The sequence below is a fragment of the Acinetobacter sp. SM34 genome, assembly GCF_022012365.1.
GTDB lineage: Bacteria > Pseudomonadota > Gammaproteobacteria > Pseudomonadales > Moraxellaceae > Acinetobacter.
Genome location: NZ_JAKLTP010000005.1, coordinates 113,838 through 133,738, shown reverse-complemented (window position 1 = coordinate 133,738; position 19,901 = coordinate 113,838). Strand labels below are relative to the sequence as shown.

The window sequence follows — 19,901 nt, the reverse complement described above, 5'->3', positions numbered from 1 at the left end:
TATGACATTGCAGTCCTTATTGGGTTTCAATTTCACGCAAGCGAATCAAACCTTCCTGTGTCGTGCTACACACCAGTTCACCATTTTGCCACATGCGGCCGAAATTCAGTCCGCGCGAACTGGCACTAATGGTGGCTTCCATATCATAGAGCATCCACTCATCAACACGGAATGGCTTATGGAAATACATGGCATGGTCAATGCTGGCACATTGCAGACTTGGGGAAATATAACTTAAACCGTGTGGACGTAAAGCCGTGGTCATTAAGGTAAAGTCCGAGTAGAAAGCAGCAATGGCCTGATGCAATGAAATTTCATCGACCTTCTGGGCAATCTGACCATGGGTGCGGATATAGTGAGCGTATGATGGAGCTTCAGGCTGTGGCTGGAACGGATTTTGTGGATTGACTGGACGAATTTCCACATGACGGTCACGCATAAAACTGGCACGCACATTTTCCGGCACGAATTCGACCAGCTGTGTCTTTAATTCAGCTTCATTTTTTAAATCTTCAACGGCAGGATATTCCGGCTCCGAGATTTGATAATTTAAGCCTTCTTCCGGACTTGCAAATGAAACCATGGCGGTAAAAATGGTGCGTCCATGCTGAATGGCACGCACCTGTCGGCTGACAAAGCTCTTACCATCCCGTAGATGGTCTACTTTATAAATAATCGGTGCGTTGACATCTCCACCATATAAAAAGTAGGCATGCAATGAATGTGCAGGACGATCCGCCGTATAGGATGCTGCGCGTAATGCCTGCCCCAGCACCTGTCCACCAAAGACGCGCTTGCCCACCAGATTACGGCTTTGCCCTCGGTAAATATTTTCTTCAATTTTTTCCAGGCTCAGTAATTCAACCAGTTCTTGGGTTAAGGCATTCATAAGCGACCTATTTTTTAATGGGAGGATACCTAAAATGTAGGCGAAAAATTTCAAGCAATCAGCTAAGCTATTCACCCTATTCTGCCACAAATCCAGACTAAATCCCTAGAGTTAGACTGACTGGCCTGTCACGCTATTTGTGCGGAATATTCGCTAAAAATACGATTTTTAACGATAAAATTTAACACTCAATATGCATTTTGTCAGAAAATGACATATTGTTTTAAATTACAATGATGCAAAACTATTTCCCCTCAGAAAATCTGTGGTTTCGGTCATTTAAGTAGGAGTATGTATGTCCAAGAGTGGCTTTGGTCAAATCTATCGTCAGCTTTCCAGTAAGCTGCTTGACCTGGTGGTAACCCCACATGTTCTTGGTGAGGTTCCTACTGAACCGACAACTACAGAAGCAAATTCCCAGACAGAGCACCCCGTTCAGCAAAAAGTGGTGTGCTATGTGCTACAAAATTACTCGCGCAGTAATGCGCTGATTGTCGATGGTGAAACCCGTCGTCTTAAACTGTCACCGGCATTAAATCCATTGGTGGTAGGTGACCACAAGGAAAAAGCATCGGTGCTGTTCTTGCAGCATCATGATGAAAACAACCTGCTCAACCCTCCGCCACATGCCTTTCCACCACGGTTATTGCGCCTGATCGACATTCTGGAACATCATCCTCAGGTTGATATTGAACTGATTCCGGTCACCGTACTCTGGGGGCGTTCGCCAGACAAAGAAGATTCCTGGCTGAAACTGCTCTTTACCGACACCTGGGCAACACCAGGTACGGTCAAACAGCTGGTGAATATTGGTTTGCATGGTCGTCAGTCTTATCTGGAATTCCATCAGGGCCAGTCTTTGCGTCAACTGATCGAATTTTCCCAACAGACCCATCCGAACCTGTCTCCTGCGACTTATATTCTCAATACCTTAAACAACTATTTAGATGGTCAACGTGAAGTGGTACTGGGCCCAGATCTTTCAGACCGTCGCAACGTGGTGCATTCACTGATCAAGGCCAGTGATGTTCAGGATGCCATCCGTCGTGAAAGTATCCGTGGCAAAATTAGCATGATTGAAGCTGAACGTCGTGCCATTGGCTATTTAAACGAGATCGTATCTGACTATTCGCATTCAGCCGTGCGTTTTGCCGACATGGCGCTTACCCGTTTATGGACCCAGCTTTATGACGGCGTAGAGGTGCATAATTTCAGTACCGTGCGTGAACTGGCCAAAGACTACGAGATTATCTACACCCCCTGTCACCGCAGTCACATCGACTATTTATTACTGTCTTATGTGATTTATAAACGTGGCATGATGGTGCCGTACATTGCTGCGGGCGATAACCTAAACATGCCTTTTGTGGGTCAATTATTGCGTGGTGGCGGTGCATTTTTTATTCGCCGTACTTTCCGTGGTAATGGTCTATATACCACTGTATTTAAAGAATATCTTTTCAACATTCTTTCCCGTAATACACCACTGGAATATTTTATTGAAGGTGGCCGTTCACGTACAGGACGCTTGCTGCCAGCCAAAACCGGTATGCTGGCCATGACCGTGCACGGGCATTTACGTGGCCGTTCTAAACCGATCGTATTTGTACCGACCTATATTGGCTATGAACGCCTGATGGAAGGTGCCACCTATGTCGGTGAAATGAATGGTAAAGATAAAGAATCGGAATCCATCATGGGCATTATGAAAACCCTGCGCAAAATCGAACGCATCTTCGGTCAAGTGCATGTGAACTTTGGTGAACCGGTTTTCCTGGATGACATGCTGAAACAGCATGGTGCAGACAATATTAAAATTGCCAAAAATGATGACCCGATCCCTCAAGAAGTTTCGGATGCAGTCAACAGCTCGGCACATGCGATTTTGGAAAATATTAACCGTGCCGTGGTAATCAATCCGGTATCGTTACTTTCTCTGATCCTGTTAGCAACCCCGAAACATACCCTAGATGAAGAGATCTGCATCAAGCAGCTGGATGCCTACCGTAAACTATTGACTGCATTGCCTTATGATTCGCGTACTCAGGTTACCCCGCTTTCAGGCAAGGAAATCATTGCCTACGGTTTAAAACTGAAACTGATTAAACGGGTTAAACATGTCCTAGGTGATATCATTGCCATTGAAGACAATCAGGCGGTATTGCTGACCTACTTCCGCAACAATATTCTGCATGCATTTGTCTTGCCGTCACTGATTGCTGCACTGGTAGAACATAACGGTTCGATCCGCCGTGGTGATTTAATTAATGTTATCCGCACGCTTTATCCATTCCTGAAAGCGGAATTGTTCCTGAAATGGAATGATGAAGAACTGAAAGATCAAATCTGTGCCTATGCAGAAGCGCTGATTCAGGCCAAATTGATTTCTGAAGATAATGAGGGCAACCTGCTTTCCCCTGCACCAAATTCGGAAGATCATAACCAGCTGGTGGTGCTTGCTGCTCCTGTGATGCAAAGTCTGGAACGTTATTACATGACGCTGGCTTTAATTACCCAGCGCGGTTCAGGCAATATTTCTACCCGTCAGGTGGAAGAGCTCAGTCATCTGGTGGGTCAGCGTCTGTCGGTACTGTATGAGTTCAATTCACCGGAGTTCTTTGATAAATCGCTGTTCCAGAGTTTTATTAAGGTTCTGACGCAACAGGGTTATATTCGTAACAATGAAGATAACGCCATTGTGTTTGATGAGAACTTCCAGAACGTGGCTCAGTATGCCAACCTGGTGCTGGATGATGTGACCTTGCAAATGCTTCAGCACATTACCACCTTCAGTGATGAAGAGCTGAAAGAAGCTTTGGATGCCGTTGCGGCACAGCAGGCAAAACGTCGTTTGAAGCGGAAGAAGAAATAAGGGCCTTAAGTATTCCCTCTCCTGAGCTAGAGATAAAGCACTGCTTTAGATCTAGCTCAGGAGAGGGCTAGAGAGAGGTCTCTTAAAGAATTGCCTTTACCGATTTATTATTTTTACTGATGTACCCAAATTCCATCTTCACCTATAAAATAAGTATGAAAGTCTTGTACTTCTAAATTGTAAACATTGGCACTCAAAATTCCATTACTAGATAAATCCAAACTATTTAAATAATCAATATCTTTTCGTGGAATTACTGAATACTCATAACTAAAATCATAATAATTTTGCCAGCAACTGTCTGAAAATACCTGTATTCCTTCAATGCGGTTAAGAATTATCATATCTGTCTCTCGTTGCTTATCTACACAACAAAAACCAACCTTACTTAAATCTATTAGGGATTCTTTATTTGAATTAATATGATATTTGTCAACTTTAAGAACAGGATAAACAGATACTGTTGCAAAAAGCTTGTTAAAATTATAAGAAAATAGCGCCTCACCATTACAAGCATCCAACATATAAGTTGGAACCCAATCTTTATCGCTTTCAACCCATATTAGGTGGTTTTCAGAAACAAATAGAACTTTAACTTTAAGCTTCGCACCCTGAATATACTCGACATCAGAATCCCAGAGCACTAATCTATATATTAACTCTTCCCCCGAACAAAAAGCTCTAGTGACACATTTATAATCTATCAGTGCATCTTTTCCACCCCATTCAGGGCGAGATAAAACAATATCACCAACTTTTATCTCCTGAATCGGCACTAGTCCTTTATCTGTATGTACTAATGTCCTCGCAACAAAACCTGTCATTTTAAATCCTTATTTTTTTAATTTTATAAAACACTATTAAATAGGTTTAAGCTAATTATAGTATACGCTTTGATTTTTAATCGTTATTCCAATGACTTTTCATAATCCCTAAAACAATCCTCATGTTCTAACTGAAAGCCCATTTCCTTCATCCGAGTTACATAAATCCGCTTGCCCGTTTGTTTTTGGCTTTGTAAAACCAGTTCAGGTAAATTCAACTGCCGTTGAAACCATAGAATGATTTCATGCAGAGCAATCGGTTGATTATTCGTGACAATATAAGATTTTTCCGGATGTTCCACGTGAATCAATTGCGCAAGGAAGCGTGCCAGATCATCGATATGAATTCGGTTTGACCAATGCATATTGGCATAGGTTTTTGTGCTCTCAGCCAGCTTGATCATTCTCGCCACAGACGTGCCATAAATCCCTGTAGGGCGAATCACCACACAGCGCTCTGGAAATGCCTGCTGATAGAGCTGCTCCATTTCCCAGAGTAATCGGCCCTGCTCATCCACAGGACGAATAGCAGATTCATCATCAATGCACTCACCAGCATTTTCACCATAGACCCGGGTCGAGGACACTACAACAATCTTTTGCACCGGATGCTGTTTTAAAGCATTGGTAATTGGAACAACTGTATCAACATAAGTCTGTTGATAGCCTTCTATTGTGCTTTGTGATGGCGACAACAAAATATAGACCCAATCTATGAGCTTGATCTGAGTTAAATTAAGCTGATGTACATCCTGAATCAGATGATTTGCATAGACATCAGTTTTCGGACTTTGGCTGATTGTGGTAATTTGGTGCCCTTGCTGAAATAATTGTTTAGCAACCCGGGTAGATGTTTTACCATAACCTATAAATAATATATGCATTAAGCACCTGATGAATTAACTCAAGTTGAGGGGACATGGCTGCAGTCCATCAATTGCAAGGGGTAGGAACTGCCTCTGCTGCATTACTGGAAAAACTGAATATCTTTAGCACAGATGATTTGCTGTTTCATCTGCCTCGTGATTATGAAGATCGTAGCACGATCATCCCCATGAACCAATTGTCCGTGGGGCGTAGCTATTTGCTGGAAGGAATCGTTAAAGGGGTAGATTTTCCGCCAGGTAAGCGTAAATCCATGGCGATCCAGCTACAGGATGATTTTGGCAAAGTCACCTTACGTTTTTACCATGTCTATAAAGCCCTGACTGACCGTGCAAAAGTAGGTAATCGCTTGCGCATTTTTGGTGAAGTTCGCGTGGGTGCACGTGGTCTGGAACTGTATCATCCTGAAATTCAGCTGATTACTGAACATACTCCGTTGCCGAAAACCCAGCTCACCGCGATTTATCCTGCAACCGATGGCCTAACCCAGCCCAAACTGCGTGAATATGTCAGACAGGCATTGAAACAGCACAGTGATGACCTGCCCGAATTATTGCCGGAAAAATTCACCAATGGTTATGCGCTCAAGCAGGCACTGGAATATATTCATGAACCGCCACTGAATGCCAATATGCTACAGCTGGCTCAAGGCTCACATCCTGCCCAGCAGCGGCTGATTTTTGAAGAACTGGTTGCCCATCAAATTAGTCTGCTTGCACGTCGTGCTTATATCCAGCAGATTGACGCACCTTCATTTTCACCGAGTAAAAACTTTGCCAAGCAACTCTTGGAGGGTTTACCCTTTAGCCTAACAGGTGCGCAAAAACGGGTCTCCAAAGAAATTGTGCAGGACTTAAAACAAAACAAGCCGATGCTGCGTCTGGTTCAGGGCGATGTCGGTGCAGGTAAAACGCTGGTCGCCGGGGTTGCGGCCTGTCATGCTTTAGAAGAAGGTTGGCAAGTAGCACTGATGGCACCGACAGAAATTTTGGCTGAACAGCATTATTTGAATTTTAAAAAATGGTTTGAACCGCTGGGATTGAATGTTTCTTGGCTTTCAGGCAAACAAAAAGGCAAAGCGCGCACAGCAGCAGAACAAACAATTAAACAAGGCACCGCAAATTTAGTGATCGGTACTCATGCCCTGTTTCAGGAAAATGTTGAATTTGCCAAACTCGGCCTGGTGATTATTGATGAACAGCATCGCTTTGGGGTCGATCAACGACTGGCACTTCGTAATAAAGGTGCCAACAACATGACACCGCATCAACTTGTGATGACCGCGACCCCTATTCCACGTACGCTGGCGATGTCGGCTTATGGTGATCTGGATACTTCGGTGATTGATGAACTGCCGCCAGGTCGTACCCCGATTCAAACCGTCACCATTCCTTTAGATCGCCGCGAAGAAGTGCTTCAGCGTATTACGACCAACTGCGCTGAAGGCAAACAGGCTTACTGGGTCTGCACCCTGGTGGAACAATCGGAAACCCTGGATGCACAGGCTGCTGAAGCGACTTTTCAGGAAATTAAACAGCGCTTTCCACATCTGAATATTGGCTTGGTACACGGCAAAATGAAAGCCGATGAAAAACAGTCGGTGATGCAGCAATTTAAAGACAATCAACTACAGTTGTTGATTGCCACCACAGTGATTGAAGTCGGTGTCGATGTGCCGAATGCATCCATCATGGTAATTGAAAATGCCGAACGCTTAGGACTTTCGCAGTTACATCAACTGCGTGGACGGGTTGGTCGTGGAGCAACCGCCAGTTTCTGCGCCCTGCTGTATAAAAATCCATTGTCGCAAAATGGACAGGAACGGCTGCGCATCATGCGTGAAACCAATGACGGTTTTATCATTGCCGAAAAGGATCTGGAAATTCGTGGTCCAGGTGAGTTGCTAGGCACCAAACAAACTGGGGATATGGGCTTTCGCGTGGCCAAACTGGAACGCGATGATCATTTACTCAATCAGGCACACTACGTCGCCCAGCAAATACTCAAAGATTATCCGGGAAATGCCAATGCCTTATTAAAACGCTGGCTGCCTGAAGCACCGCGCTATGCCTATGTGTAAAAAATAATTTTAAAAACAGGCTCAGTCAGTTATTGATTATGCCGTGAGCAGCATGGATGCTGCCACTGCCGCACTTAAATACCTGCTATGCAAAATTAATATTCAATAAAAAGAAGAAGAAAATATGCTGCAATTTATTCAACCATTCATGCACAAAGCCATCCAACGTTTTTCCCCTTGCGTACTCTGTGGCATAGACCATCAACGGCATCATTCAGTCTGTACAGATTGCTGGCAGAAATTACCGTGGTTTAAAAATGTGGTTCAAAGACAAGAAATGAATATTCAGGTCGCCTGTCATTATGACTATCCGATGGATCGCATCATTCAAAAATTCAAATATGAACAACAGCTGCACTTTCAAAACCTGCTTGCTGGCTCACTCATTGGTCTCAAACTTCCCAAAATCCAAGCGATTGTCCCGATGCCCATTTCCCATCAGCGTTTGGCAGAACGTGGCTATAACCAGTCATTGGTAGTTGCGAAACTCTTGGCAAAACAGCTGAATATTCCAGTCTGGCAACCGGTGTCCCGGCTGGCCCAACATTCGCAAAAAGGCATGAGCCGGATAGAACGCCTTGACCAGATCGAGCAACAATTTGTGATTGCAGCACGGCCTAAAATTCGTTACCGCAAAGTGCTGATGCTGGATGATGTAGTTACGACTGGCAGTTCACTACATGCCTTAAAAACCAAGTTAGACGAATTAGGCTGTCAGCAAATCTATGCTGCCTGTATAGCCAGTGCAGAGCCATAAAACCAAGAAGACATATCCCAGATCCCGATTTTAGCTTGAGCTATGCAGGCATAATACAGGAGGCAGATATAAGTCAGAAAGTCGTTGTCCTGATCAGGAAATAATGGCTTTGCCTGTTAAAAACTGCTTTATCCAAGGCATCACAATTTGCGTACTCAGTGGTGCAAGTGGTGTACTCTGATCATCCAGACTTACCCACCTCATCTCGGCAATTTCAGCTGCAATTTTCGGTGCGTGATCTAAAGTCACATAATATAGATAACTCACCAGCTGATGATCCGGCTCATTGGCAGTTGCAGTTTCAAAACGACCGATGAATTGCTCAATCGAGGCCCGACAGCCTATTTCTTCCTGAATTTCACGCAGCATGGTGTCTTCAGGTGGCTCATTCGGTTCCAGCTTGCCCCCTACCTGCATAAAGCAGGAAGTATTACGTTTATGCACCACTAAAAGTTGTTGTTGATCATTTAAAATAATGGCCGCTGCGACAGTAATGATTTTCATGCATGTTTCACCAAGACTTCCTGATCCACCACCATTCCCCATTTCGGTTGTGGCGCTCGAAAAGCGTCAAATTGTTGCAAAATCTCTTCAATGGAATCCGAAGCAATCATACTGTCTGCAAAACGTGGCTGGGTAAAACCTTTTACTGTGGTCAACTGAATAAATTTCAGCAAATCATCGTAAAATCCGGCCACATTTAAAAATGCACAGGGCTTTAAATGAATACCGAGCTGTGACCAGGTCCATTGCTCAAAAATCTCTTCCAGCGTACCTGAACCGCCCGGTAAGGCAATAAAGGCATCAGAAAGTTCCGACATCCTGGTTTTGCGTTCATGCATATTCGCAACCACATGCAATTCGGTTAAATGCGGATGAGCCAGCTCATGATCCACTAATACCCTTGGGATTACCCCAATGACTTTGCCACCTGCCTGTAAAGCACTATCGGCCACCACCCCCATCAGACCTGAACGTCCACCCCCATAAACCAGGGTTTTCCCTTGCTGGGCGATGGTTCGCCCCATTTTTTGCGCGGTATCTAAAAAAATCGAGTCGGTGCCTAAAGCTGAGCCACAAAAAATTGCGATCGATTTCGTCATTGTTTCAGCCTGTTTTGCAGATGTCATATTAATAAAGTAAATTTTCAGGAGATTTTTTAATAAAAAAGCGATTGAATCAGTGTTTTTATTCAATTCCTTGTCTAAAATACACCCATCAATTCACCTATACTGCGCAGGGAAAAGACAGCATGCTTGAAGCCTTTTACGCCACAGAGCGCGGTAGTTTGGAAGATGCCACCATCAATGGTGGTTTTGATCTCCACCCGGATTTAGTGTGGATCGATCTCATTGCCCCATCACAAGAAGAACAACAATGGGTCTTAGATGCTTATGAGCAAAATTTACCGACGCTAAAATCCTTGGAGGATATTTCTTCATCGGCACGATTCTACCGTGATGATGACGGTATTTTACATATCAGTACCTATTTTTTGACGAAAAATAAAAATTTTCAGGTCGATGGCGAAACCGATGACAACTCGAGCATTTTAGCAACCGTGCAAACGGTGGCTTTTATTCTGCATAAACAACACCTGTTTACCCTGCGCGGTGAAAAACTGGTGGCCTTTCGTGCTTTCCGTGCCCGTGCCCGTCGTAACGACTATGAAATTGACTACAAAGACCCGACCTGGGTTTTGCTCGGTTTACTGGAAGCCAAACTGGATGAACTTGCGGATATCCTGGAAGATATCCACAAAGACCTGGAAAAATATTCCACAGAAGTGTTGAACAACCGCCATCGTGAACAAATTCTCGATCTGGATGACATGATTACCCGTCTGGCACAATTGGAAGATATGCTCGGAAAGGCACAGTTGTGTTTAATCGATTTACGTCGGGTACTGACTTTCTTGTCGCGTCCGCGTGCTTTAGGCAGTCATATTTATGATGCCGATATTCGAGAACTCAGTGAAGATGTGCGATCTCTGGTAGAACATGATGCCTTTCTGTTCCAGAAGGTTCGATTTTTACTCGACACCACCTCCGGATTCATTAATACCGAACAGAACGATACCATCCGTCGCTTCTCGATCTTGCCAAGCATGCTCGCACCACCGATGCTGGTTGCCAGTATCTATGGCATGAATACCGATGTGCTGCCATTTGCCCGAGGAGCGACCAGTTTTATTATGGTCGGCATTATTTTAGTGGCCTTCTTTATTGGACCGCTGATCTATTTCCGTTGGAAAAAATGGATTTGAGCAAGCTTTGAAGCACTGCTTCAAAGCGAAGCGCAAGAAATGCACTTATTTTGATGGTTGTCTTCTATTTCCACGCCTTAGGAAAAGTGAGAAGTATGTAAGCTATGGATATAAAAAAGCACCTTCCGGTGCTTTTTTATTGGTTTAGCCAATCAGCTGCAGATCATCTTGCAAATGACAGGCCTGAATGATTTTCATCATTTTCTCAGGCACTGCTTTAAATTGCAGACCCTGAGCTTTCGGGGTCTGACGTAACCAGCGCACCAGTACTGCCAGTGCCAGCGTACTGCCCTGTTCCAGCTGTGCCAGATTGACTACCACAGGAAACTGATGCTGCGATTGAATCAGTTTTAAACCTTGCTGGTAATAGTCCTCTGCATTGGCATAATCTATTTTGCCGGAAACCTGCAATTCCTGATGAATGAATTGAATCACTGAACACCCTTCCCGGTTATTTTTTATCTACAGATGCATCGGGTTCAAAGTTCGCAATAGCTTTATCGATATTGCCACCATTACGTTTTACCGTTGCAGCAAACTGATTACGGAACTGTAAACCTAAATCAATACCAGCCACATTGATATTACGTACTTTCCATTGATTGCCTTTATCCACCAACTGGAAAGATACAGGGGTTTTTTCACCTTTGTTGTTGAAGTCAATCGTGACCACAGGATTTTTGCTATTTGTTTCTTTATATGGACGCAGGCTATAAGTCTGGTTGGTATATTTAACAAAAGCTGTACCGTAATTTTCGATTAAAGTTTCACGAAAATTGTGTTCAAACTTGGCACGCTGAGCAGCCGTACTGTACTGATTGGTGGCATAGGTTCCCATGACCAGACGGGTAAAGGCTTGTGAATCAATATAAGGATCAAGATTTTGACGCACAATCGCTTTCACCGCAGCAGGATTGTTTTGCAATTTTCCTTGATCCGCTTTTAAACGAGCAACCAGACCATCTGCTACTTTTTTAACAAAAGCCGGTGGCGTTTCAGTCGGTGCTGCAAATGCAGTACTTGCGATCATTGTTGATAAAACACTTATGCTAAGTGCATGTTTAAGTAAGGTATTCACGAAATTCTCCTCTCAAAATTATTCAACAAATGAAGTTTGCGCATCTTCTGTTGATTCAGTTGATGTTTTTTCTTCTACCGCCTTAGCTGATGACTTGCCTGCACCACCAGTAATAAATTTACTGATTAAATCTTCAAGATCCATCGTACCTTGGGTATTGGCAATGCTTTCACCACGCTTGATATAGTTCAGGCCACCACCTGGAACAACTTTCAAATATTTTTCGCCCAATAAACCATTGGTTGCAACCATAATATAAGCATCTTCATCGATACTAGTGATGGAGTTCATGTTATCAGCCAGTTGCTTTTCCATTTCTTTTTGTTTCACAGGAGCTGCTTCACTGTATTCTGTGCTATAGCGCAATTCTTCCAAAGCATTGGCTTTAACCTTTTTCAGCTGTTCTTTATTGAAAGACGTTAACTTGCCATCCAGCTCAAAATACACCGTTGCCAAACGTGATACCGGATCAAGGGTAATATCCGTGACACGACCAATGGTCACGCCACTCATGGTGACTTTGGCACGCGGTTTTAGGCCATTCACATTGTCAAAACTTGCGGTCATGTTGTAGCTGTCACGCAGGTTTGTTCCCACCAAGCCACTCACTTTCATAGCCAAGAAAAATAAGGCAATACCTGTAAGAATGACAAAAATACCTACGGCCAGCTCACTTGCACGTGATTTCATTAAACACCTCCAAACATGACCGCAGTCAACACAAAATCAGAACCCAAAACACACAATGAGGAATACACTACTGTTCGCGTAGTCGATGTTGCAATTCCTTCCGACGTTGGCACACAGGCATAGCCCTGATATACCGCAATCCATGTGCAAATTAATGCAAAAACCAAGCTTTTAATAATGGTGCCGTTGAAAATATCTTTATAGAACTGCACGCTATTTTGCATCCCGCTCCAGAAGGAACCTTCATCTACCCCTAAAAAATCGACCCCAACCATTTTACCGCCCATGATACCAATGGCACCAAAAATGATTGATAACATCGGCAGACTAACAATACCGGCCCATAAACGAGGAGAAACGATACGTTTCAGCGGATCGACCCCAATCATTTCCATACTGGCCAGCTGCTCTGTGGCTTTCATCAAGCCTATTTCAGCCGTTAAAGCCGAACCGGCACGCCCTGCAAACAATAATGCCGCCACGACAGGAGCCAACTCTCTTAACAGGGTTAAAGACACCATTGTGCCAAGCATGGCTTCCGAGCCGATATTGACCAAAATGGAATAGCCTTGTAAACCAAGTACTAAACCAATGAACAAACCCGATACGGCAATAATCAATAAAGACATCACACCAATACGGTACATTTGATAAAGAAACAGTTTGACCCCGAGCCAGGTCGGCATGGAAAACAGGATTTGCAGCAACATCTGGGTTGCCACACCTATACCCTGAACACGTTCAATGACGCGTCTACCTAATGAGGTAATAGCATTCATGAACGCACCTCATCACTTAAATAAGCCTTATGACTAAACTGATAATCGACAGGACCTTCAGCAGCCCCGGTTAAGAACTGACGGACAAATGCCGATTCATGCTGCATTAATTCAGCCGGCGTGCCCTCGCCCTGAATAACCCCTTCCGCAATAATATAAATGTAATCGGCAATGGATAAGGTTTCTCCCACATCGTGCGACACAATAATCGTGGTTAAATCCAGTGCTTCACGCAAGGTACGAATTAAACGGGCAAGTACCCCTTTTACAATCGGGTCTTGGCCGGCAAAAGGTTCATCGTACATGATCAGTTCCGGATCTAGCGCAATCGCACGGGCCAAAGCCACACGACGATTCATCCCGCCAGACAATTCTGCAGGCATCAACTTTTCAGTACCGCGTAAGCCCACCGCCTCCAGTTTAAGTGCTACCAGCTCAGCAATCAGATGTTCAGAAAGTTGAGTATGCGCACGTAAAGGAAAAGCCACATTTTCATAGACACTCATATCGGTAAACAGGGCACCGCTTTGGAACAGCATGCCCATACGGGCACGTGCAGCAAATAATTCCTGACGTGACATATCTGCAATATTTTGGCCATCTAACAGAATTTTACCGTGTTCAGGCATCAACTGACCACCAATCAGACGGAGCAAAGTAGTTTTACCGGTACCTGAAGGCCCCATAATCGCAGTAATCTGACCACGTCGAATTTTTAAACTGACATTATCGAAAATGACACGTTTCCCTCGTTTAAAGCTCAAGTCATGGACTTCAATCCAAGATTGAGCTTGCTGAGGTATTTGATTATTCATAGCTGAGGGTTTTCCTGCATTTTTTCAGCATGCATACTATAAAGGATTCGGGTTTAAAATGTTACCTTTAGATAAAAAGCAACCAATTTACCATAATTTTTATTTTTTAATTGTAGTGCAGCTATTTTACCCAGCAGGATGCTGAGTTATTGAAAAGAATTATAGATATAGTATGCAATATTGCATAGTAATAAAATTAAACCAATATAAGGCATAATCACCTCTTGATTAAAATTCCATACATAATGATTAGATTCATTATTCATATTTAACAGAATGAAAATAAAATATGACTTAGTATACATTTTTATTCAATAAGGTCAAAGATTAGTCTCATAAAAAAACCGGTGTTTCCACCGGTTTTTTACTATCAAAATCTAACGTTTTTAGTCGTTAAATTTACGACGTGGGCGATCTTCACCAAAACTGCGTTTAGGACGATCTTCACCAAAGTTACGTTGCGGACGGTCGCCAAAATCACGCTTAGGACGGTCGCCGAAGCTGCGTTGTGGACGGTCACCAGTAAATTCGCGACGTGGACGATCTGCGCCTTCACGAGCTGGTTTATAATCTACGCGGTTACCACGGTTGTCATCGTTAGAACGCGGTTTGTCACCAAAGCTGCGTTGCGGACGATCACCATAACCACCTTCACGACGTGGAGCTGGACGATCACCGAAATCACGTTGTGGACGATCACCGAAATCACGTTGTGGACGATCATCGAAAGAACGTTGTGGACGGTCGCCAAAACCACCTTCACGACGTGGAGCTGGACGATCACCGAAATCACGTTTAGGACGGTCATCAAAAGAGCGTTGTGGACGGTCGCCATAACCACCTTCACGACGTGGAGCTGGACGATCACCGAAGTCACGACGTGGACGATCTTCTCCACCAAATGCTGGACGTTCGCCACGTGGTTTGTCATCGTAGCTACGACGTGGACGATCATCACCGCTTTCACGACGTTTGAAGTTGCTTTCGCCTTCAAAACGACTACGGCCACCGCCATCACGACCACGACCGCCGCCAAAACCGCCACGACCACGACCACCGCCGTCACGACCACGACCACCGCCATCACGACTACCGCGTGCAGGAGGTGGAGATGGCTCAAGACCTTCAATTTCAGATACATTTAAACGTGCATCTAGGAAGTCTTCTAAAGCACGGATCTTGCCGCGTTCACGGTAAGTAGCAAGAGTAATTGCTTTACCTGTACGACCAGCACGGCCAGTACGACCAATACGGTGTACATAGTCTTCGTTCTTCATAGGAAGACCGAAGTTAATTACGTGTGAAATTGTTGGTACGTCAAGACCACGAGCAGCCACGTCAGTTGCAACTAGGATTTTTGCACGACCTTCACGGATGCTACGTAAACGACGGTTACGAACAGTTTGTGGCATAGCACCATGAAGCGCTACAACTGATAAACCTGCTTCAGCAAGTTCTTCAGCCAACATATCTGTATCTTCTTGAGTTGACGCAAATACTACTGCTTGATCAACGTCTTCTTCGTTTAACCAGTGAGTAAGTAATTTTTTCTTGTGTTCAAAGCCATCAGTCCAGTGCAAAGTCTGAGTGATGTCAGTGTTTGTAGAGTGACCAGTTTCGATCGAGATACGCATTGGATCATTCATCATGCGTTCAGCAAGCGTAATGATACGTGGTGCAAAAGTCGCAGAGAACATAAGTGTTTGCTTGCGGTTTGCAGCCAAGTCACCAATTGCTTCTAGGTCTTCAGAGAAACCCAGGTCAAGCATACGGTCAGCTTCATCGACAATTAATGAGTCAACTTTATCAAGTTTGATTTGACGACGGTTAACCAAGTCAAGTAAACGACCTGGAGTCGCTACAACCACTTGTGCGCCTTTTAACTGCTGGATTTGTTTACCAAAAGGCATACCACCCATGATCGCAGCAACACGAACACCTTTCATGTGACGTACAAGTGCAATCGCATCTTGACATACTTGTTGTGCTAACTCACGAGTAGGAGAAATCACTAAAATGGATGGTTGAGTAACCGCTTTCATACGCTCTTTAAACGGTACGAAAGTTTCTTGATTTGCAAGCGCATTCAAAGTTGGAAGCAAGAATGCAGCAGTTTTACCAGAACCGGTTTGGCTTGATACTAAAAGGTCTTTACCTTCAAGTGCAGCAGGAATCGCTTGTTCTTGTACAGGAGTTGGCGTAGTAAAGCCTAAACCTTCAAGAGCCTGTGTTAATGACTCATCGAGGGAAAAATCAGCAAAAGTTTTGCTCATAGAGAGTATTCACCCTGAAGTGGGTGCTCCATTTAATAAATTACAATATGGACATCGGCAAAAAGCGGCACAGCAATTAGAGCTGAAAATATAAGAATTCAGCAGCGATCCGAATAACGACGATGTGGATATAACGCACGCATGATTACGGCCGCAAACCTGAAGGAATCGCTTAAGCGATTGGGGCGCGAAGGATATGTCCTCTCTATGGACAGGACGCGCATACAATGATTAGAAGATAATGTTCAGGTAAAGAACGGAAATTTAAGTGCGTGGCGGCATAATAACAGAATCATTTTAAAAAGTAATCATTTTTTTCGATCGAATTGTGCATAGATACTGTTTTTTTCAGTAACAGCCTATTTTACAACTCAATTTTGTTTAATTTTCAAACAATCCATATTGTAACCTTTTCGTACTGAATAACAATGTGCTCAAACCTTGATCCACGGGTATTTTCAGTAAATCATGAATTTAATTCGAGAATAAAAAAAGCCCTCACAAGGAGAGCTTTTCTTTGTCATATCACTCGATTCAATCGATCTTACTTGGCTGCTTCACCCCAAGCTGGAACAACAGCTTGCATTAAAGGTTTGAGCATTTTCATAGAGCAAGCAAGTACTTGACCATTTTCCATAGAATCGGCACCACCACGCGCATCCACTACAGTACCACCCGCTTCTTTCACGATTAACTCGCCTGCAGCGATATCCCAAGGTTTCAGCCCCAGTTCAAAATAACCATCTAAACGACCTGCAGCAACATAAGCCAAATCTAATGCAGCAGAACCTGCACGACGGTATTGTGCACCCGCTTCAGTCACGTTTAATAATGAATTGAAATGGTTTTTCGCATAAGAAATCACTTCACCGTTACGTTTCGCACGGTAAGCATGACCTACGGCAAGGAAAGTATTTTGCAGGCTGTCTTTGACATTTACGCGAATACGGCGTTGGTTCAACATTGCACCGCGACCACGACTTGCAGAGAATAACTCGTCTTTCACAGGATCATAAATGACACCGTGTTGAGTTACACCTTTGTGCTGAACAGCAATAGAAATACAGAAATGCGGGAAACCGTTAATGAAGTTTAAAGTCCCATCAAGCGGATCGATCACCCAACACCAGTCGGCGTCGTGACCTTTACCTTCTTGCAGACCGAACTCTTCACCAAGGAAGCTGTGGTTTTTATAGCTTTTACGTAGAGTATCGATAGTCAATTGTTCCAAATAACGGTCTACACGCGTTACCGGACCATCAATCCCTTTTTCTTCGACTTGTAGATCGAGTTTATGACGATTCTGATGCGCTTTTAAAAGCTCTTGACCAACTAATTGAGCCGCACGCGCAGCCATCACCACCATAGGTTCCATTGAACACCCACTACAAATTTGAAGATATTGATAAAGAATAATGCATAAAAGCCCTCACATTTTAGCAAATATGAAGGCTTTTAGGGAAAAAATGTTTCTAAAATTTTTAAGCTGATCAGGACACCGACTGCACAAGTTTCAACCAGGCCAATTCAATTGATCTTTCAATGCCTTTGGCATCTAGCCCGGCCTGTTGCAGCATCTGTGCATGTGAAGCCTGATGCATGAAGATGTCTGCCAGCCCCAAATTCAAGATTGGTTTAACAATTTGCGCCTGAGCTAAATACTCATTCACTGCACTGCCTGCCCCGGCCATCACGGCATGTTCTTCTACAGTCACAAACAGGCTGGTGGTTGCAGCCAGTTGATCAATGATCTGTTCATCCAGAGGTTTAACGAAGCGCATGTTTACGACACGCACACCAACATCATGACTGTCTGCCAAGACTTGTGCCGCTTCTACCGCCGCACTGACACGGCTACCGAATGCCAGAATACTGATCTGTTCATCTTGCTGTTCATTAAAACTGGCCACAATTTCTGCTTTACCAATGTCCAGAGCAGTCAATTGTTGCTGAATTTCAACACCGATCCCATTACCACGCGGATAACGCACTGCTGCAGGCCCCTTATATAAATAGGCGGTATGCAACATTTGACGACATTCATTTTCGTCTTTAGGTGCCATAATCACCATATTGGGTACGGTACGCATAAAGGCATAGTCATAGGCACCAGCATGTGTCGGACCATCTTCACCCACCAGCCCGGCACGGTCGATGCCGAAAGTGACATCCAGATTTTGTAAGGCTACATCATGAATCAGCTGGTCATAACCGCGTTGCAGGAAGGTCGAATAAATCGCAACAACAGGCTTCAGTCCTTCACAGGCCATACCGGCAGCTAGGGTTACCGCATGCTGTTCAGCAATCGCCACATCAAAAAAGCGTTCAGGAAACTGTTTGGCGAACTGCACCATGCCTGAACCTTCACACATGGCCGGCGTAATGGCCAGCAAGCGCTGATCTTGTGCAGCTTCATCGCATAACCATTGTCCAAACACATCGGAATATTTTGGTGCTGCATTGCTTGAAGATGCAGTATTTAATTTACTGATGGCATGGTACTTAATCTGGTCGGCTTCAGCTGGAGCAAAGCCCTTGCCTTTTTTGGTATAGACATGAATTAAACGTGGGCCTTTACGTTTTTTTAAGGCATTAAATACCTGTACCAGCTGATTGACATCATGCCCGTCGAACGGACCAAAATAGTCAAAACCAATGGCTTTAAACAGGTTGTCCGCAGCTTCAGTAGCAGCACAGTGCAAACGTGAATTGTAAGTCCATTCCGGATGCGGCTGGATATACGCTTCGCCCTCATCAGTAATATTCACTGATTCACCGCGTTCCCAAATGGCAGCCAGATGTTTGGCAAAACCGCCGGTACTGCATGAAATGGACATGTCATTGTCATTCAGCACCACCATAAGGTCGGCCTGATGGGCAACGGCATCATTCATGGCTTCAAAGGCCATGCCGGCCGTCATTGCGCCATCGCCAATAATGGAAACCACTTCACACGGATCTTTCTGGTAACGGCGTGCCAGTGACATGCCTAAGCCCGCAGAAATTGCAGTAGAAGAATGACCGACGCCAAAGGTATCGAATACCGATTCTTCACGCGCCGGAAAAGCAGCCAGACCGTCTTTGGCACGAATGGTAGTCAGTTGCTCACGGCGACCGGTTAAGGCTTTATGCGGATAGGCCTGATGACCGACATCCCAAATCAGGCGATCATGCGGGGTATTAAAACTATAGTGCAAAGCAACGGTCAGTTCGATTACACCCAAATTGGCACCGAAATGGCCACCGCTCTGTCCTGCCGCATACAAAATGTACTGACGTAACTCATCCGCCACTTGTTCTAATTGGCTGCGCTCGAGCAATCGTAATTGTTGAGGATGATCAATTGCATCCAGCAACGGAGTTACAGGGCGGTGAGTCGGTATTTCTGTATACAACATAAATGGCAAAGCCTTCTAAAGCCTGGCAAATCCTAAGCTAGGTAAACGGGTTATCGAGCACAATGGTCGAATTGTATCACCTTTAAATCAGCCACATTCCTAGCGATGCAGTTTAGAGGCAAATCTCTATACTGGGTGTTTGTTCATGAGCGAGATTATCCTGAATAATCTTACTATTTATCAACCATTATCGTTCGCTTTATACAAAAAAGAAAATCTTCTGCATAAATTCATCTTTACAATTCAACTAATGTCCAAGCATTCAGCTATACTTTAGCTAATTAATGAACTATTT

Annotated in this window: 17 protein-coding genes; 4 read left to right on the top strand and 13 right to left on the bottom strand. The window is 44.2% G+C overall.

Annotated elements, in window-relative coordinates:
* Window positions 1-16 precede the first annotated feature (16 nt).
* Window positions 17-889 (bottom strand): acyl-CoA thioesterase, encoded by an 873-nt coding sequence (locus tag LZZ98_RS06175; RefSeq protein ID WP_086174471.1) that lies wholly within the window; start codon window positions 887-889, stop codon window positions 17-19.
* Window positions 890-1,184: 295 nt separating this feature from the next.
* Between LZZ98_RS06175 and plsB the strand changes: the two genes are divergently transcribed.
* On the top strand, window positions 1,185-3,761 hold the full coding sequence (plsB, locus tag LZZ98_RS06170) for a glycerol-3-phosphate 1-O-acyltransferase PlsB (protein ID WP_237787102.1): 2,577 nt from the start codon (window positions 1,185-1,187) through the stop codon (window positions 3,759-3,761).
* Between the two features lie 113 nt (window positions 3,762-3,874).
* Here plsB and LZZ98_RS06165 read toward each other — a convergent pair whose 3' ends face one another.
* A complete protein-coding gene (locus LZZ98_RS06165) occupies window positions 3,875-4,585 on the bottom strand; it encodes an HINT domain-containing protein (protein WP_237787101.1) in 711 nt (236 codons plus the stop codon).
* A gap of 83 nt (window positions 4,586-4,668) precedes the next feature.
* The gene (locus LZZ98_RS06160; protein ID WP_237787100.1) at window positions 4,669-5,469 is read right to left on the bottom strand and encodes an NAD-dependent epimerase/dehydratase family protein; all 801 of its coding nucleotides are present in this window, start codon (window positions 5,467-5,469) and stop codon (window positions 4,669-4,671) included.
* Window positions 5,470-5,504: 35 nt separating this feature from the next.
* Between LZZ98_RS06160 and recG the strand changes: the two genes are divergently transcribed.
* Complete coding sequence (gene recG, locus LZZ98_RS06155) at window positions 5,505-7,550, top strand: ATP-dependent DNA helicase RecG (RefSeq protein ID WP_237787099.1); 2,046 nt, start codon at window positions 5,505-5,507, stop codon at window positions 7,548-7,550.
* A 124-nt stretch (window positions 7,551-7,674) separates the two neighbouring features.
* Window positions 7,675-8,307: a ComF family protein gene (locus tag LZZ98_RS06150; protein ID WP_237787098.1), complete on the top strand. Its 633-nt coding sequence runs from the start codon at window positions 7,675-7,677 to the stop codon at window positions 8,305-8,307.
* A 93-nt stretch (window positions 8,308-8,400) separates the two neighbouring features.
* On the opposite strand, the gene LZZ98_RS06145 is transcribed toward LZZ98_RS06150, so the two are convergent.
* Together LZZ98_RS06145 and LZZ98_RS06140 are read right to left on the bottom strand one after the other, a co-directional pair.
* A complete protein-coding gene (locus LZZ98_RS06145; RefSeq protein ID WP_237787097.1) occupies window positions 8,401-8,811 on the bottom strand; it encodes an NUDIX hydrolase in 411 nt (136 codons plus the stop codon).
* Window positions 8,808-9,410, bottom strand: a complete 603-nt coding sequence (locus LZZ98_RS06140) for a TIGR00730 family Rossman fold protein (RefSeq protein WP_237787096.1) — start codon at window positions 9,408-9,410, stop codon at window positions 8,808-8,810. Before LZZ98_RS06140 ends, LZZ98_RS06145 begins: the two co-directional genes overlap by 4 nt.
* Before the next feature lie 149 nt (window positions 9,411-9,559).
* On the opposite strand from LZZ98_RS06140, the gene LZZ98_RS06135 reads away from it, so the two are divergent.
* A complete protein-coding gene (locus tag LZZ98_RS06135; RefSeq protein ID WP_086174477.1) occupies window positions 9,560-10,573 on the top strand; it encodes a CorA family divalent cation transporter in 1,014 nt (337 codons plus the stop codon).
* Between the two features lie 144 nt (window positions 10,574-10,717).
* Here the strand turns inward: LZZ98_RS06135 and LZZ98_RS06130 are convergent, their stop codons facing one another.
* The 8 genes from LZZ98_RS06130 to dxs all read right to left on the bottom strand — a co-directional run bounded on the left by LZZ98_RS06130 (window position 10,718) and on the right by dxs (window position 19,606).
* Window positions 10,718-11,008 carry an STAS domain-containing protein gene (locus LZZ98_RS06130; protein ID WP_237787095.1) on the bottom strand — a complete coding sequence of 97 codons (291 nt, stop codon included), beginning with the start codon at window positions 11,006-11,008 and terminating at the stop codon, window positions 10,718-10,720.
* Window positions 11,009-11,024: 16 nt separating this feature from the next.
* The gene (locus tag LZZ98_RS06125) at window positions 11,025-11,651 is read right to left on the bottom strand and encodes an MlaC/ttg2D family ABC transporter substrate-binding protein (RefSeq protein ID WP_237787094.1); all 627 of its coding nucleotides are present in this window, start codon (window positions 11,649-11,651) and stop codon (window positions 11,025-11,027) included.
* Window positions 11,652-11,669: 18 nt separating this feature from the next.
* Window positions 11,670-12,341: an outer membrane lipid asymmetry maintenance protein MlaD gene (gene mlaD, locus LZZ98_RS06120; RefSeq protein WP_237787093.1), complete on the bottom strand. Its 672-nt coding sequence runs from the start codon at window positions 12,339-12,341 to the stop codon at window positions 11,670-11,672.
* A complete protein-coding gene (gene mlaE / locus LZZ98_RS06115; RefSeq protein ID WP_237787092.1) occupies window positions 12,341-13,120 on the bottom strand; it encodes a lipid asymmetry maintenance ABC transporter permease subunit MlaE in 780 nt (259 codons plus the stop codon). Before mlaE ends, mlaD begins: the two co-directional genes overlap by 1 nt.
* Window positions 13,117-13,935, bottom strand: a complete 819-nt coding sequence (locus LZZ98_RS06110) for an ABC transporter ATP-binding protein (RefSeq protein ID WP_237787091.1) — start codon at window positions 13,933-13,935, stop codon at window positions 13,117-13,119. The genes mlaE and LZZ98_RS06110 overlap by 4 nt, the downstream gene beginning before the upstream one ends.
* Window positions 13,936-14,321: 386 nt before the next feature.
* On the bottom strand, window positions 14,322-16,208 hold the full coding sequence (locus tag LZZ98_RS06105; RefSeq protein WP_237787090.1) for a DEAD/DEAH box helicase: 1,887 nt from the start codon (window positions 16,206-16,208) through the stop codon (window positions 14,322-14,324).
* Window positions 16,209-16,752: 544 nt separating this feature from the next.
* Window positions 16,753-17,583: an inositol monophosphatase family protein gene (locus tag LZZ98_RS06100; RefSeq protein ID WP_086174483.1), complete on the bottom strand. Its 831-nt coding sequence runs from the start codon at window positions 17,581-17,583 to the stop codon at window positions 16,753-16,755.
* A 115-nt stretch (window positions 17,584-17,698) separates the two neighbouring features.
* Window positions 17,699-19,606: a 1-deoxy-D-xylulose-5-phosphate synthase gene (gene dxs / locus LZZ98_RS06095; RefSeq protein ID WP_237787089.1), complete on the bottom strand. Its 1,908-nt coding sequence runs from the start codon at window positions 19,604-19,606 to the stop codon at window positions 17,699-17,701.
* Window positions 19,607-19,901: the final 295 nt, after the last annotated feature.

Coding starts and splice junctions, on each gene's coding strand:
- LZZ98_RS06110 (WP_237787091.1), bottom strand. CDS start 13,935: ATGAATAATCAAATACCTCAGCAAGCTCAATCTTGGATTGAAGTCCAT.
- dxs (WP_237787089.1), bottom strand. CDS start 19,606: ATGTTGTATACAGAAATACCGACTCACCGCCCTGTAACTCCGTTGCTG.
- LZZ98_RS06175 (WP_086174471.1), bottom strand. CDS start 889: ATGAATGCCTTAACCCAAGAACTGGTTGAATTACTGAGCCTGGAAAAA.
- plsB (WP_237787102.1), top strand. CDS start 1,185: ATGTCCAAGAGTGGCTTTGGTCAAATCTATCGTCAGCTTTCCAGTAAG.
- mlaD (WP_237787093.1), bottom strand. CDS start 12,341: ATGAAATCACGTGCAAGTGAGCTGGCCGTAGGTATTTTTGTCATTCTT.
- LZZ98_RS06140 (WP_237787096.1), bottom strand. CDS start 9,410: ATGACGAAATCGATCGCAATTTTTTGTGGCTCAGCTTTAGGCACCGAC.
- LZZ98_RS06150 (WP_237787098.1), top strand. CDS start 7,675: ATGCTGCAATTTATTCAACCATTCATGCACAAAGCCATCCAACGTTTT.
- mlaE (WP_237787092.1), bottom strand. CDS start 13,120: ATGAATGCTATTACCTCATTAGGTAGACGCGTCATTGAACGTGTTCAG.
- LZZ98_RS06135 (WP_086174477.1), top strand. CDS start 9,560: ATGCTTGAAGCCTTTTACGCCACAGAGCGCGGTAGTTTGGAAGATGCC.
- LZZ98_RS06145 (WP_237787097.1), bottom strand. CDS start 8,811: ATGAAAATCATTACTGTCGCAGCGGCCATTATTTTAAATGATCAACAA.
- LZZ98_RS06100 (WP_086174483.1), bottom strand. CDS start 17,583: ATGGAACCTATGGTGGTGATGGCTGCGCGTGCGGCTCAATTAGTTGGT.
- LZZ98_RS06105 (WP_237787090.1), bottom strand. CDS start 16,208: ATGAGCAAAACTTTTGCTGATTTTTCCCTCGATGAGTCATTAACACAG.
- recG (WP_237787099.1), top strand. CDS start 5,505: ATGGCTGCAGTCCATCAATTGCAAGGGGTAGGAACTGCCTCTGCTGCA.
- LZZ98_RS06160 (WP_237787100.1), bottom strand. CDS start 5,469: ATGCATATATTATTTATAGGTTATGGTAAAACATCTACCCGGGTTGCT.
- LZZ98_RS06165 (WP_237787101.1), bottom strand. CDS start 4,585: ATGACAGGTTTTGTTGCGAGGACATTAGTACATACAGATAAAGGACTA.